Source organism: Massilia sp. Dwa41.01b (assembly GCF_014171775.1).
In the GTDB taxonomy this organism is placed as follows: Bacteria; Pseudomonadota; Gammaproteobacteria; order Burkholderiales; family Burkholderiaceae_D; genus Telluria.
Genome location: NZ_CP050454.1, coordinates 268,792 through 281,567, shown reverse-complemented (window position 1 = coordinate 281,567; position 12,776 = coordinate 268,792). Strand labels below are relative to the sequence as shown.

Below are 12,776 nucleotides of genomic sequence, written 5' to 3'. Positions count from 1 at the left end.
GGCGGCAACGACACCGCGCAGCTTGCGCTGCCTGGAAGGCGGAGGCGGGCACACAACGGGTGCGCCGGGCTCATCGCACCACCGCGCCCACCGGCGTAGTGAATTGCGTATCGACTTGCATATCGAATTGCGTATCGACTTGAATATCGACTTGCGTATCAATCGTCGTACCGCTTCGCGTGCCAGTTTGCGTATCGATTTGCGTATCGACTCGTCCATCGACCCGCCTGTCGATTTGCGTGTCGAGCTCCGTATCGCTTCGCGTGCCGGTTTGCGTGCCGCTCCCGCCAGGCGGCAGCCCCAGCAGGACGTGCGGCGCATCGACCTCGCGCATCGTGACGGTAGTAGGCAGCTCCATGTGATACGCCCCCGACGGCAAGATGCCGCAGCCGCCGTAGCGCTCCATGACGCGCAGTTGCGCCAGCACGTCTTCGCCGCAATGTTCGGCCGGCAGCGCCTGCCAGAAATCGAAGCCGCCGCAGTCGCGCAGCTTGGCCGCATCGAACAGGACGCAACCGCCGATCCAGGCAACCCGGTACAGGCGCGGCCCGCTCCGCTGCGCCAGGCGCGACTGCACATGGAACAGGTTCGCCGCGCTGTGCAGGTGATGGCGCGCCCAGGCGGCCGTGCCGGGACGCACCGTTTCGGGTACGACCGGCCCGTCCCAGAATTCGATGGATTCCTGCTCGGGCCGCAGCTGCCCCAGGTAGCTCAAGCCGTGCACGGCGCTGCCGACAAAGCCGCAGCCTTGCGCGCGCAGCGCAGTGTGCAGGCGCGCCAGCAGGCCGGGTTCGACGATGACGTCGTCGTCGAGAAACAGGCAGGCCGGTGCACTGGCCTGCGCCAGCAGGAAGGCGCGCTGCTCGGCCATGCCGCGGCGCGGCAGGTGGCGCAAGGTGTCGACCGCGATGCCGCGCGCACGCAGGTAGCGCAGCACGGCGCGCACCTCGGGCTGCTCGCAGGCTGCCGCGCCTTCGGACTGGTCGGAGACGACGATGCGCATCGTCGGGCCGGTCTGCGCGGCCAGGGCCGTGAGCGTGACCGCCAGCGCGGCCGGGCGGCCGCAGGTGGGTACCAGCACATCGACGTCCGCCGTCACGGCACGCTCCGGCCCGCCGCCGGCGGCATCGGTGGACGCTGGGCTTGCCCGTACAGGTAGGGATTCAGGGCCGGATCGTTGTACATCTTGTATTGTCGATAAACCTTGAAGTAGGCCCGGCCTTCCTGTGCCTCGCGCAGCAGGCGGTCGAGGCAGCCGGCCAGGTCGGCGCGCTGCGTGACGAGGCGCCCCAGCCTGGCCGTACAGGCATCGACATGGGTGGTGCCGGCATCGAGGCGCACCGTCTGTTCGCGCATGTGGTGGATCTTGAGCGCGAGGATGGACAGGCGGTCGATCATGGCACCGGCGGTCTCGCTCGACAGGCGTGCGTCGGGTATGGGCGTGACCCCCTCCAGCGCGGCGAGGATCGCTTCGTCGATGGCTTCGACGGCGTCGTTGCGCTGCTGGTTGTAGCTGTCGATGCGGCGTTTGCCGGCCGCGATCTCGGTGGCGGGTACATCCTGCCGGCGCGCTTTGTCTTCTTCACGCCACAGCAAACCATTAAATTGGTGGTTCGCGGCGATTGCCGGCCAGGCGCCGGCGGCGTCGACGGAAGGCGCGTCGGCGTGTGCCGGCAGGCCCAGGACAGCATCGTGATACTGGGTAATCGCGCGTGCATCGAGACCTTGGACCATCGTTGCCTCCGCCGTGAGCTATCGTTCCATACCGGTTGATGAGTGGGATGTGAGCGCATGTTGGAGGCCACGGGGGGCTTGTAAGTTCGACCGCTTTCAGGTGTACTTTATTCAAGCGCAAATCCAGGCAGTCCCGGTTTCCCCACCACGGTTTCACCCATATCATGCGCAGCAACGACAGCCCCAGCGCGCCCTATCCGCGACCGCAGATGGTGCGCCAGGAATGGTCCAGCCTCGACGGCTGGTGGGAATTCGCTTTCGACGATGGCGACCACGGATTGGCACAGCGCTGGTTCGACGGCCGCACGCTGCCCGAGCGCATCCTGGTTCCCTTCCCCTACCAGTCGCAGGCCTCCGGCATCGGCAGCCGCGAGATCCACGAAATCATGTGGTACAGCCGCGGTTTCGCATTACCCGAGGACTGGGACAGCGGCGCCCTGCTGCTCCATTTCGGCGCGGTCGACTACCGCGCCGACGTCTGGGTGAACGGCCGTGTCGCCGGACGCAACCGCGGCGGCCACGTGCCCTTCTCCTTCGATATCGCGCCCTACCTGCGCCCCGGCAGCAACCGCGTGACGCTGCGCGTCGAGGACCGCCAGGACCCCTATCAACCGCGCGGCAAGCAGTCGGCATCCGGCACCCCGGTGCGGATCTACTATTACTGCACCAGCGGGATCTGGCAGAACGTCTGGCTCGAGCCGGTCGCGCCGCTGCGCATCGACCACCTGCGCGTGCTCGAGGCGCATCCCGACGGCAGGCTGGCGCTGGCGGTGCAGGTCCACGGCCCGGCGGGCGAATGGGAAGCCGAGCTCGACGTGCTGGAAAGCCCCGACTGCGCCCGCCTGGTGACCGGCACGCGCAGTACCAGCAACGGCGCCAGCCTGGAGCTGCGCCTGCAGATTCCCGATCCGAAGGCCTGGTCGCCGGCGAGCCCCCACCTGTACGGATTGCGCGTGCGCCTGCTGCGCCGTGGCGAGCTGGTCGACACGGTGGAATCCTATGCCGGCCTGCGCTCGATCGAACTCAAGGACGGACAATTCCACCTGAACGGCAAGCGCTGCTTCCTGCTGATGGCGCTCGACCAGGGCTACTGGCCGGACACGCTGCTGGCCGCTCCCTCGGACGACGCCCTGCGCGAAGACGTCGCCTGGGCCAAACGCTTCGGTTTCAACGGCGTGCGCAAGCACCAGAAGATCGAGCACGAGCGCTGGCTCTACTGGTGCGACCGGCTCGGCCTGATGGTGTGGGAAGAAATGCCGAATGCGCGCTCGTGGTCCGAGGCCTCCGAAGAGCATCTCGAGGCCGAATGGCTGCGCGCCGTCATGCGCGACGCGAATCACCCGTCGATCGTCGCCTGGGTGCCGGTGGTGGAAAGCTTCGGCTTTCCGGAACTGGTGCGCCATCCGCACCAGCACGATTTCCTGGAACGGATGGTGGCGCGCACGCGCCTGGTCGATACGACGCGGCCCGTGATCGACAACGACGGCTGGCAGCATACCGACGTGACCGACATCTGCACCATCCACGATTACTCTCACCCGGTCGAGAAACTGCTGGAACGCTACGCAGGCACCCTGCAGACCGGACTGCCGCCGGACGCCACCTGGGTCAAGGGCCGCAGGCTGTTCCTCGAGGGGACACAGTACCGCGGCCAGCCGATCGTGTTTTCCGAGGTCGGCGGCTACCTGCTGGTGCCCGAGGGGCCGGAACGGCGGCGCGACCGCCTGTACGACCAGTACGGCAACGTGCGCAACGAGGACGAACTGGCGCAGCGCTACCGCACCTTGATGGAAGGGCTGGCCTCGCTGCCCTTCCTTGCCGGCCTGTGCTACACCCAGCTGACCGACGTCGAGCACGAGCAGAACGGGCTCCTGAGCGCGCAACGCGTGCCGCGCCTGCCGCCGGAACAACTGGCCGACCTGCACCGCAGGCTGTGGCCGGATGGGTGACGTGCCTGCCCTTCACGACAAACGCTGATTTCGCTTTATCACTTTGCAAAGGATAGCGGATCGTCCAGAATAGGCTGCCAATAGTCTGAATGGAGCTTATGGACAAGATTTCGTCGCTGGTCGGCCGCTATTCGTTTCATGCCCGGGTGTTCTTCAATGGCGTCTTCTGCGACGCCAACACCTTTGCGGAGAACCCGGCGTCCGGGCAGCTGCACCTGGTGCGCAGCGGCCCGGTGATCTTCCGCCAGGATGGCTTGCCGCCCCTCCGTGTGGACACACCCGCCATGGTGTTCTACCCGCGCGGCAGTGCGCACTCGCTGGAAGTGGCCGATGGCGCCAGCGCCGGCCTGCTGTGCGCCGACATCAGCTTTGCCGACGGCGGCGACAATCCGCTCGCGCGCGCCTTGCCGGAACGCCTGCACGTGCCGCTGGCAGGCATGCCGGCCCTGCACCACACGCTGGAACTGCTGTTCGCCGAAGCCTCCGCCAACAGCCAGGGGCGCGAGGTCATCCTCGACCGCCTGTGCGACGTGCTGATGATCCAGGTGCTGCGCCACGAATTCGAGCACGGCCAGCTGTCGATCGGCCTGCTGGCCGGCCTGGCGGACCGCCAGCTGGCGCTGGCGCTGGGCGCGATCCATGCCCGCCCGAACGAACCCTGGCAACTCGAAACCCTGGCCCGCGAAGCCTGCATGTCGCGTGCCCGCTTTACCGAACACTTCCGCAACGTGGTGGGGATGCCGCCGGGCGAATACCTGACGCGCTGGCGCATCGGCCTGGCGCAGGAGCTGCTGCGCCAGGGCATGCCGGTCAAGGTGGTCAGCAGCGAAGCCGGTTATACGAGTGCGCCCGCGTTCACGCGGGCGTTCACCGGACTGGTGGGAAGGTCGCCACGGCAGTGGCTGAAAGAGGCAACGCCGGATACGTGATCCGGCGCTGAAGGCGGGGAGAGCGTCACAGGTGCTGCGGGACGCTCGCGAAGCAGCTTATTTCAACAGGCGGGTACGGCTGGCCACGAAAGCGATCACCAGCGACAGCACGCCGACATAACCAATGGCCATCTGCATGCCCACGTGCTGGGCGATGGCGCCGATGACTGGCGGGCCCATCAGGGTGCCGCTGTAGGCCATGCTGGCCACGCCGGCCAGGGCGACCGGGCCCTGGGCACCGGCGGCGCTGAACACGAACGGGAACAGCAGCGACAGGCCGAGGCCGGCGACAGCGAAACCGCCCAGTGCGAAGTGCGCATTCGGTGCCAGTACGGCGAAGAACAGGCCGGCAGCCGAGACCAGAGCACCGGTGGCGATCAGGCGCTGGGCACCAAAGCGGGCCTTCAGCTTGTCGCCAACCAGGCGCGAGACCAGCATCATCACCGAGAAGCACGACAGGGCCAGCGGCGCCAGGCCGTCGGTGGCCTTGAAGTGTTCTTTCAGGAACACGCCGCTCCAGTCGGCGATGCTGCCTTCCGACATCGAGCCCAGGAAACCCAGCAGACCCAGCAGTGCCAGCGGACCGCGCGGCAGGGCGAACTTCTTCTTTTCGACCTTTTCGATGTCGTCGCTGATATCGAGCACCTGGTAGGCACCGAACAGGATCGCGGCCATCGGACCGGCAACCATCATGAAGTGAATCGCCGGAGCGACTTTCAGGCCGGCCATCAGGCTGCCCAGGGTCGCGCCCGCCAGGCCGCCGGCGCAGGCCAGGCCGTGCAGCATCGACATTTCCGACTTGCCAGTGGCTTTTTCGCGCTTGCTCGCGGCCGAGTTCATGGCGACGTCATAGGTGCTGGCGGTAACGCCCAGCATCAGCACCGCACCCATCAGGGTCTCTACGGTCGGGGCGATACCAATTGCCACCAGCACGGCCAGCAGGGCCAGGCCCGACATCAGCAGCGATTTACGGGCGCCAAACTTGCCCATCAGGAAGGACGAGACCGGGAAGGACAGCAGTGCGCCGACACCGCCGCACAGCAGCACCATCGACAGCGATGCGTGCGAAATATTCAGACGCGACGCCATGGCCGGGATGCGGCCGGCCCACGAACCCATGATCACGCCGAACACGGCGAACATCACCGGCAGCGACAGTTGCTGAACTTGTGCGACAACTTTGCTGCGGCGCGATACGGCGGCAGTGGCGGTGGTCGGAGCGGAAACGGCTGGAACAGAAGTTTGCATTTGGTATGAAATTATTTGTAAGTGCTTGTGCGGCAGATGTTTCTTAAGAGTTCGTTCTCGTCAGAAAAGTTTCTAACCGGAAGAAATTATTTTTTGCTGCTCTGCCGTTCGTAACTGACTGCTAACTGGGGCAGAAAAAACAAACGCCAACCGAAAAAAAGTTGGCGTCAGGAAGCTGATGGGAGGCAATTTTACGGGGTCTGACGCGGTTTTTCATTTTCCATGCGGAAAAAATTTATACGCGTTGCGTCACGTTCACACTCAAGGAATTAACAATTAACAGGGCATCACCACCTGTTAAAACTATTGAATGCAGACGATCCATTTTTGTGCGTTTGAGTGTAAAAGACTGTTGCCAGGCCTTGCCAATAGCCCCGCACGCTGTGCAATTCAACGCCATATAACGGTAATAAGAAAACCGAATAACAGTTAAGCCGGGAAGGTTTTCTTATTGCAGAGCACCAAAATATTTCACAAGGCGGAAGGAAAGAGCAGTTCGCATCGCGCATGTACTTGGCGAACGCGGCAATAACCTTGTGCCAGGTCAGCAAACCCGCGCCATTGCGTAATGTCACCATCCTCAATCCATGCACGCGGTAGCGTTAAAGCTTCCACACGGAAACTTTTTCGAGGAGAGCGCGATGTCCCGTGCGTACCGTTTGCCGCTGCTGGTCAGCGTCCTGGCAAGCCTGCTGGCCGATCCGGCCCTGGCGGCGCCCTATCCCAACGTCTATGGCGCGCCGCCGGAAGTCATGCGGGGTGCCGACTGGTACCGCCAGTGCATGCGCGTGCGTGCGCTGAGCATGCCGCGCGAACATGCACCAAGGGGGCAAGCCGACGGCAAGCGTTGCGATGCCGCTTCTCTCTATTACGACACGCTGAACATGCCTGAACCCGGCAAGGCCGACTGGGAACGCGTACATGCCTGCGCGGCCCGCACCAATGCGAATGGGGTCTTGATGATGTTGTATGCCAACGGCGTGGCCATGACGCCGCGCTTCGACCTGGCCTTGAAATACGCCTGCAGCATCCAGAGTCCGGTCGACGAGATGAAGAGCCGGGTGCAGCACCTGCGGCGGCGCGCCAGCGGAGAAGACGGCGCCCCGCTCGACGTCTGCGACGACGTCGCCAGCGCCGACAGCCGCGGACACTGCGCCGCCATGCGCGAGCGCCAGCGCGACAAGTCGCGCGGCGCCCAGCTGGCCGCCCTCAGCCGCAACTGGAACGCCAAGGAGCAGCTGGGCCTGGAGATGGCGACCAAGGCCGTGCATTATTTCGCCCAGCACCGGGTCGACTACGAGACCGACAGCAGCAGCGGTGCCACCCGCTCGCTGCAGCTCGACGCCCAGGCCGCCGAACTGGACATGTTCGCCGCCGACGTCCTGGCTGCCGAGGCCGGCAAGCTGCAGCGTTTTTCGGAAGCCGAGTTCGCCAGTCTGGACGAGAAGATGAACGCGACCTACCGCCAGTTCATGCTGACCCGGCCGGCCGGCAATTCCTACCTCGGCAGCATCCGCAAGACCGGCGTCGAGAAGACCCATCGTGCCTGGCTGGCCTACCGCGACGCCTTCGAACTGTTCGGCTCGATTCGCCATCCGCAGGTACCGGGTGCCACCTGGCGCGCCATGCTGACCGCACGCCGCATGGAGCAGCTGACCGAGCTCGACAACGCCGCCGCCGGGCGCTAATCCCCAACCCGGAAGAGCGCGCGCGATTCGAGCGGCAGCTCTTCCGTGCTGAGCACCACCAGGCGGTGGCTGGCGCGCGTCATCGCCATATAGAGTTTGCGCGCATCGCTTTCGCTCTCCCCTCCTCCGGCCAGCAGACTCTCCATCCCCAGCAGGAATACGGCGCCACCTTCCAGGCCCGTCGCCGTCTCCAGGTTCGCCAGGCGCAGGTAATCGGGACCATAGCCGCCAGGCGGCTGCTTCTTGTCCTTGTTCAGCCACCAGATCCGCTCCACCCCGAGCGCACGGCACAGCCGTTTGTACAGCAGGTGCTTCGGCGTGTCGCCGCCATAGATGACGAGGAAGGCCGACAGCGGCAAGCCGTGGGTCTGCGCCAGGCTGACGATCTCGTTGACGGCGCGGTCGACCGCGTCCTGCGGGCTGTCCACGCGCAGCAGGATCGGCGCGGCGCCCTCCTCCATGTCCGTAAAATCCGGCTCCAGGTAATGTTCCGGGTCGGCTTGTACCGCGCGCGCCAGCAAGGTCCCCGCCGTGTGCAGGATGGCCTGGGTGGTGCGGTAGGAACGCAGCAGCTTCTTGGTGCGCCCACTCACGTCCAGCCCGGCGTTGCGCCAGCTGAGGCGGCTTTTCATGAAGCCCTGGTTCGGATCGGCGCAGAGGAACAGGCGCCCGCCTGGCGCCAGCGCCAGTTTCACCGTGTGGAACCAGGAGGGCGCGAAGAACTGCGCCTCGTCGACCAGGATATGGGCATAGCGCTCGAGCGCCGCATGCGAGCCGGCGCGGCACACCTCGGTGGCAACCGCGCTCCACATGCGCAAGCCGTCGGCGCGCAGCGCGCCGGTGACCGCCGCGAACAGCTGCCAGACCTCGGCGCGCTCCTTCGCCCGCAGCGAAAACCCGCGGCCGGCGCGGCTGGTGTCCATGTACTCGGCTTCGCTGGCGACGAGCAACTCGTTGAGGAAGTCGAACTCCTCGATCAGTTGGGCTTCACTCAATTTCAGTTCGGGCCAGCGCACGCGCAAGCTGCGCACCAGGCCGGGTAGATGCTGCGGATCGCCCGGCATCTGCAGCGGCGCGCGGTACAGGCGGCGCCACTGGCGGTGCACCCAGGCGGAATAGGTCGCGATCTCGAGGTTGGCGGGCAAGCCGCCACGGCTGCGGTGCAGGCGCTCGCGCACATCCGCCACGATCGGCGTGTTGTGGATCAGGACCAGGATGCGCTCGTGCGGGCGCATCTCGGCCAGCAGCAAGGCCCGGCTGAGTGCAATCAGGGTCTTGCCGGAACCGGCGACGCCGTTCACCAGGCGCACGTGCAAATCGCTTGCCGCCTGCGCCTGCTCTTGCGGAAGCTCCAGGTCGAGTTTGCTTGCCCATTCCTGCTGCGGATCGAGGAACAGCCCGCCCAGGCTGGCCAGGTTGTCGCGCCGGAAGCGGCGCCGCGCCACCGGCACCAGCGGCAGCGCCGACTCGGGGAACAGGCGCGTGCGCAAGGCGTCCTCGTCTTGCGGGTCGAGTGGCCGCTGCAGCGCCGCCAGCCCCGGCGCGCCGCGTTCAATAAAACGTTCGCGTGACAGCAGGCGCAGCCCGGGCAGGTCGCCCAGCTGGCGCGCCAGCAGCATGGTGTCGTCTTCGCTGCAGGCCCACAGGATCACCAGCTGCGGCAAGCCGGCGGGCAGGCGGCGCGCCAGGCGGCCAGCTGGGCGTCGAAAGCCGCACGGGCTTCCGGGCGAACAGCTGGCCGGCGTCGAGCGCGTCGAAGGGAGTGTCCACAGTAGCCAGCGCCAGCCAGCCGCGCTCAAGGTGCTCGATAAACAGCTCGGGCGCGGCGCTGCCCTCGCGCAGCACCTTGCGCACGCTGGTCGCGTCGTCCAGCCCGTTCAATACACGCTTGATCTGCAACTGGCGCCCGCTGGCGCGGGTCCATTCCGGAATGAAAAGGGCCATCGCTAGATGCCGATGTGGCGCGCTTGCTTGAGCAGCCCGCGATACAGCGCGAGGTGGCGCGCCAGGTGCTCGTCGACCGCGACGAAATCCGGCGGCAGCTCGGGACCGACGATCACCAGTTTCGTCATCGCGCGCGTGACCGACACGTTCAGGCGCTCCGGCTGGAAAAAGAACCCGGCGATCGCCGCCAGGAAGCGCAGGCTGCCCGTCGCCAGCGACAGGATGATCAATTCGCGTTCCTGGCCCTGCATGCGCTCGACGGTGTCGGCCACGATCGCGCGCGCCGTGTGCCAGCCGAACTGCTCGACAAGGGCGTTGCGCAACGTGCGGCCGTGCGCACGGAAGGGCGTGACGATGCCGATCTCGTGCGGCTGCAAGCCACCCTCCAGGGCGGCCGCGCACAGGCCGGCGACCAGTTGCGCATCAAGCGGGTTGCGGCTGCGCGCTGCGTCGTCGAGCGTCGGGATGAACACCAGGCTGGCCGGATCGCGCAGCACCGCGTCGTACGGGTCGCCGTCGCTGCGCGGGTGCAAGGCCAGCTTGCGTTCGCGGTTCGGACCGGCCGCGCGCAGGCGCCCACCATAGAAGGAGGCGCTCGGCCAGGCCGTCAATTCGCGGTTCAGGCGATAGGTATCGGTCAGCATCACGCTGTCGACGTTGTGCAGGGTGAGCTTGGCGAAGATCGAGCCGGGAATATCGTCCAGGATCGAGCGCGCCAGCAGCACCGGCGGCAGCTGCTTCTGGTCGCCGATGAAGACAAAGCGTGCGCCGCGCCGCATCGCCATCAGCGCCAGCGGCAGCGTCACCTGGCTCGCTTCGTCGAACACGACGGTGTCGAACTCGCAATTCTCCAGGCGGTAGCCGCAGGTGGCGAAGGGCGTGGCGCCGACCACGTAGCCGCCATCCATCGGCCGGCCATGCCAGGCGGCGAAGCTGTCGACGCTGGTCACGCCGGGTTCCAGCGCCGTGCCCCGGGTCTCGCGGCCGATTTTCGCCGTCGGTACGCCCGGGCGGCGATCTTGTTCAGCGCGTTGTTGATTGCCATGTGGGTGTGCGAGGTGACCAGCACCCGCTCGCCGCGCGCGGCCAGCAGGCGTACGGCCAGCGCCAGTACCCGGGTCTTGCCGGTGCCGGGCGGGCCCTGCACGCAGGCGACCTGCTCGGCCGCGGCGATCTTGCCGACCGCCTCGGCCTGGGCCGCGTTCAGGCCCTCCGCCAGCGCGATGCTTTCCGCTTCCTCGAAGTCGCGCGGGTCGAATGCACTGTTGATGCGCCCATCAAGCAGAGGCATGAGGTGGCGGTGTGCGCGCGAGGGCGGGAGGGTTTCGCCGATATCGTCCAGCACCTCGTCGTAATAGCGCGACAGGTCATAATCGTCCGGGTCGGCATAGCAGGATTGTTCGCCGACCGCTTTCAGCACGCTGCCGGCATGGCGCAGCCGCAGCAGCCAGCGGCCCTCCTCTTCCATCTCGAAAGCCGCTTCGCGCGCCAGCATGTCCACCAGCGGTGAGCCGCCGTGCAGGCACACCAAGTCGCCTTCGCGAAAGCGCGATTCGCCCTCATCGGGATAGGCCCACACGGTGCCACTCACCGGACCCGCTTCCAGGCGCAGGAAGCGTTGCGACGCGCCCTTCGCCAGGCGGTCGGCCAGCGGCTGGCGCCAGGCCTCGACCAGCCTGTCCTGGGCCGCGGCGCGCTCGCGCGCCACAAAACCGCGCAGGCCGTCAAGCAGGCGCGCGTAGCGGCGTGCACGTGCGGCGCCCTGTGCGGCTTTTTTGTCTTCCTGCTGCGGCGATGTGCTGGCGTCCTGTTTCACACGGAGGCTTATAAGATGCCGCGTGCGCTGCCGTCAAGCAGCTTCAGGGCCGGGCGTGGCGCCGCCGGCACGGTTTTCCATCACGCGGTAGGATAGGCGTTCTGCATAATGAGGACCGACCACATGAGCACCACTTTGTTCGACATCCCGCTGCGCCGCCTCGAAGGCCAGCCGGCGACCCTGGGCGACTACCGCGGCAAGGTCATGTTGATTGTCAACGTTGCATCGCAATGCGGCCTGACGCCGCAGTACGCCGGCCTGGAAAAATTGTTCGAGGGCTACGAGGAACGCGGCCTGGTCGTGCTCGGCTTTCCGTGCAACGATTTCGGCGCCCAGGAACCGGGCTCCGAGGCCGAGATTGCAGACTTTTGCCAGCGCAACTACGGCGTACGCTTCCCGATGTTCGAAAAGGTGGAGGTGAACCGCGAGGCACGCCACCCGCTCTACCAGGAACTCGTTGCGGCCCAGCCGCAGGCACGCCAGGCGGAAGGAAGTACTTTCGGCGCCAAACTGGCCCAGCACGGCCTGAGCCCGAAGAATCCAACCGACATCATGTGGAACTTCGAGAAATTCCTCGTCGGCCGCGACGGCCAGGTGCTGGCCCGCTTCGCGCCGGACGTGAAACCGGACGATCCGGCGCTGGTGGCGGCGATCGAGGCGGCACTGGGCTGAGCGCAACGCTTCCACAAAGGGCATCACGCCCTTTGTGGCGCCACAAAGGGCATCACGGAATGGATCGCGGCCGATGAGGTCTGACGAACACCCTTATAAAAGGAGAACGTCATGGCCTATGTCGATGGTTTCGTGGTTCCGTTCCGAAAGACAAGCTCGACGCCTACCTGGACATGTCCAGACGCTGCGCCGCGATCTGGCGCGAGTTCGGCGCCCAGGAGTTCCGCGAGTGCGTCGCCGACGACGTCAAGCCGGGCAAGCTGACCTCGTTCCCGCAGAGCGTCGATTTGCGCGATGGCGAACTCGTGGTCTTTTCCTGGATCGTCTATCCCTCGCGCGCCAGGCGCGATGAGGTCAACGCGAAAGTCATGGACGACCCGCGCATGGCCGAGTTCATGAAACCCGAAAACATACCCTTCGACGGCAAGCGCATGATGATCGGCGGCTTCGAGATGGTGGTGGACGCCTGAGGGCTGCGGCAGGGAACATGGCTATGCGCATCGGATAGAGCATCGATGAGGGTTAGGCAGGGCACGGTGAGGGACGGCCGCGCGCAGTAAGCTGGCCTCATGTTGAAGAAGGCCTCCCCACGAAAGCTGTACGCGATGAAGCGCATGTCGCTGGCACTTGCCCGTGCTGCCGCTGCCAGGCCTTTCGGCCCGGCAACCGACAAGGCGCTGCGCTGGGCGACGGCCTGGGGCATGGCGTCGGGCATCCGCACGCCGCATGCGCCGCTGCGCTTGCGGCGCGATACGCTCGTCGGGTCGGCCAGTTAGCGCGCTGACAGGCGGGCGCA

General features: G+C 66.1%; 13 protein-coding genes. 6 read left to right on the top strand and 7 right to left on the bottom strand.

Annotation, left to right across the window (positions count from 1 at the left end; all coding sequences use genetic code 11):
• Positions 1 to 70 precede the first annotated feature (70 nt).
• Together G4G28_RS25015 and G4G28_RS25010 are read right to left on the bottom strand one after the other, a co-directional pair.
• On the bottom strand, positions 71 to 1,099 hold the full coding sequence (locus G4G28_RS25015) for a glycosyltransferase family A protein (RefSeq protein WP_229507844.1): 1,029 nt from the start codon (positions 1,097 to 1,099) through the stop codon (positions 71 to 73).
• Entirely contained in the window at positions 1,096 to 1,734 is a 639-nt protein-coding gene (locus tag G4G28_RS25010; RefSeq protein ID WP_229507843.1) for a DUF4254 domain-containing protein, read from the bottom strand. The genes G4G28_RS25015 and G4G28_RS25010 overlap by 4 nt, the downstream gene beginning before the upstream one ends.
• A 164-nt stretch (positions 1,735 to 1,898) precedes the next feature.
• On the opposite strand from G4G28_RS25010, the gene G4G28_RS01270 reads away from it, so the two are divergent.
• Together G4G28_RS01270 and G4G28_RS01265 are read left to right on the top strand one after the other, a co-directional pair.
• On the top strand, positions 1,899 to 3,683 hold the full coding sequence (locus G4G28_RS01270) for a glycoside hydrolase family 2 protein (RefSeq protein WP_183107956.1): 1,785 nt from the start codon (positions 1,899 to 1,901) through the stop codon (positions 3,681 to 3,683).
• Positions 3,684 to 3,781: 98 nt separating this feature from the next.
• A complete protein-coding gene (locus G4G28_RS01265; RefSeq protein WP_182990555.1) occupies positions 3,782 to 4,612 on the top strand; it encodes an AraC family transcriptional regulator in 831 nt (276 codons plus the stop codon).
• A 57-nt stretch (positions 4,613 to 4,669) separates the two neighbouring features.
• Here G4G28_RS01265 and G4G28_RS01260 read toward each other — a convergent pair whose 3' ends face one another.
• Positions 4,670 to 5,860, bottom strand: a complete 1,191-nt coding sequence (locus G4G28_RS01260) for an MFS transporter (protein WP_229425370.1) — start codon at positions 5,858 to 5,860, stop codon at positions 4,670 to 4,672.
• A gap of 641 nt (positions 5,861 to 6,501) precedes the next feature.
• Here G4G28_RS01260 and G4G28_RS01255 point away from each other — a divergent pair.
• Positions 6,502 to 7,548 carry a lysozyme inhibitor LprI family protein gene (locus tag G4G28_RS01255; RefSeq protein WP_182990554.1) on the top strand — a complete coding sequence of 349 codons (1,047 nt, stop codon included), beginning with the start codon at positions 6,502 to 6,504 and terminating at the stop codon, positions 7,546 to 7,548.
• Here the strand turns inward: G4G28_RS01255 and G4G28_RS01250 are convergent.
• Genes G4G28_RS01250 through G4G28_RS01235 form a run of 4 tightly spaced genes read right to left on the bottom strand, consistent with a single transcriptional unit; the run spans position 7,545 to position 11,308 of the window.
• A complete protein-coding gene (locus G4G28_RS01250) occupies positions 7,545 to 9,167 on the bottom strand; it encodes a DNA/RNA helicase domain-containing protein (protein ID WP_183107955.1) in 1,623 nt (540 codons plus the stop codon). The genes G4G28_RS01255 and G4G28_RS01250 overlap by 4 nt on opposite strands.
• Positions 9,100 to 9,492, bottom strand: coding sequence for a hypothetical protein (locus G4G28_RS01245; RefSeq protein ID WP_183107954.1), 393 nt, complete (start codon positions 9,490 to 9,492; stop codon positions 9,100 to 9,102). Before G4G28_RS01245 ends, G4G28_RS01250 begins: the two co-directional genes overlap by 68 nt.
• A gap of 2 nt (positions 9,493 to 9,494) precedes the next feature.
• Entirely contained in the window at positions 9,495 to 10,442 is a 948-nt protein-coding gene (locus G4G28_RS01240) for a DEAD/DEAH box helicase (RefSeq protein ID WP_183107953.1), read from the bottom strand.
• On the bottom strand, positions 10,439 to 11,308 hold the full coding sequence (locus G4G28_RS01235) for an AAA domain-containing protein (RefSeq protein WP_183107952.1): 870 nt from the start codon (positions 11,306 to 11,308) through the stop codon (positions 10,439 to 10,441). Before G4G28_RS01235 ends, G4G28_RS01240 begins: the two co-directional genes overlap by 4 nt.
• Positions 11,309 to 11,431: 123 nt before the next feature.
• On the opposite strand from G4G28_RS01235, the gene G4G28_RS01230 reads away from it, so the two are divergent.
• The 3 genes from G4G28_RS01230 to G4G28_RS01220 all read left to right on the top strand — a co-directional run bounded on the left by G4G28_RS01230 (position 11,432) and on the right by G4G28_RS01220 (position 12,756).
• On the top strand, positions 11,432 to 11,980 hold the full coding sequence (locus tag G4G28_RS01230) for a glutathione peroxidase (protein ID WP_182990550.1): 549 nt from the start codon (positions 11,432 to 11,434) through the stop codon (positions 11,978 to 11,980).
• 173 nt (positions 11,981 to 12,153) lie between these two features.
• Entirely contained in the window at positions 12,154 to 12,450 is a 297-nt protein-coding gene (locus tag G4G28_RS01225; protein ID WP_182990549.1) for a DUF1428 domain-containing protein, read from the top strand.
• A gap of 135 nt (positions 12,451 to 12,585) precedes the next feature.
• On the top strand, positions 12,586 to 12,756 hold the full coding sequence (locus tag G4G28_RS01220) for a hypothetical protein (protein WP_183107951.1): 171 nt from the start codon (positions 12,586 to 12,588) through the stop codon (positions 12,754 to 12,756).
• Positions 12,757 to 12,776: the final 20 nt, after the last annotated feature.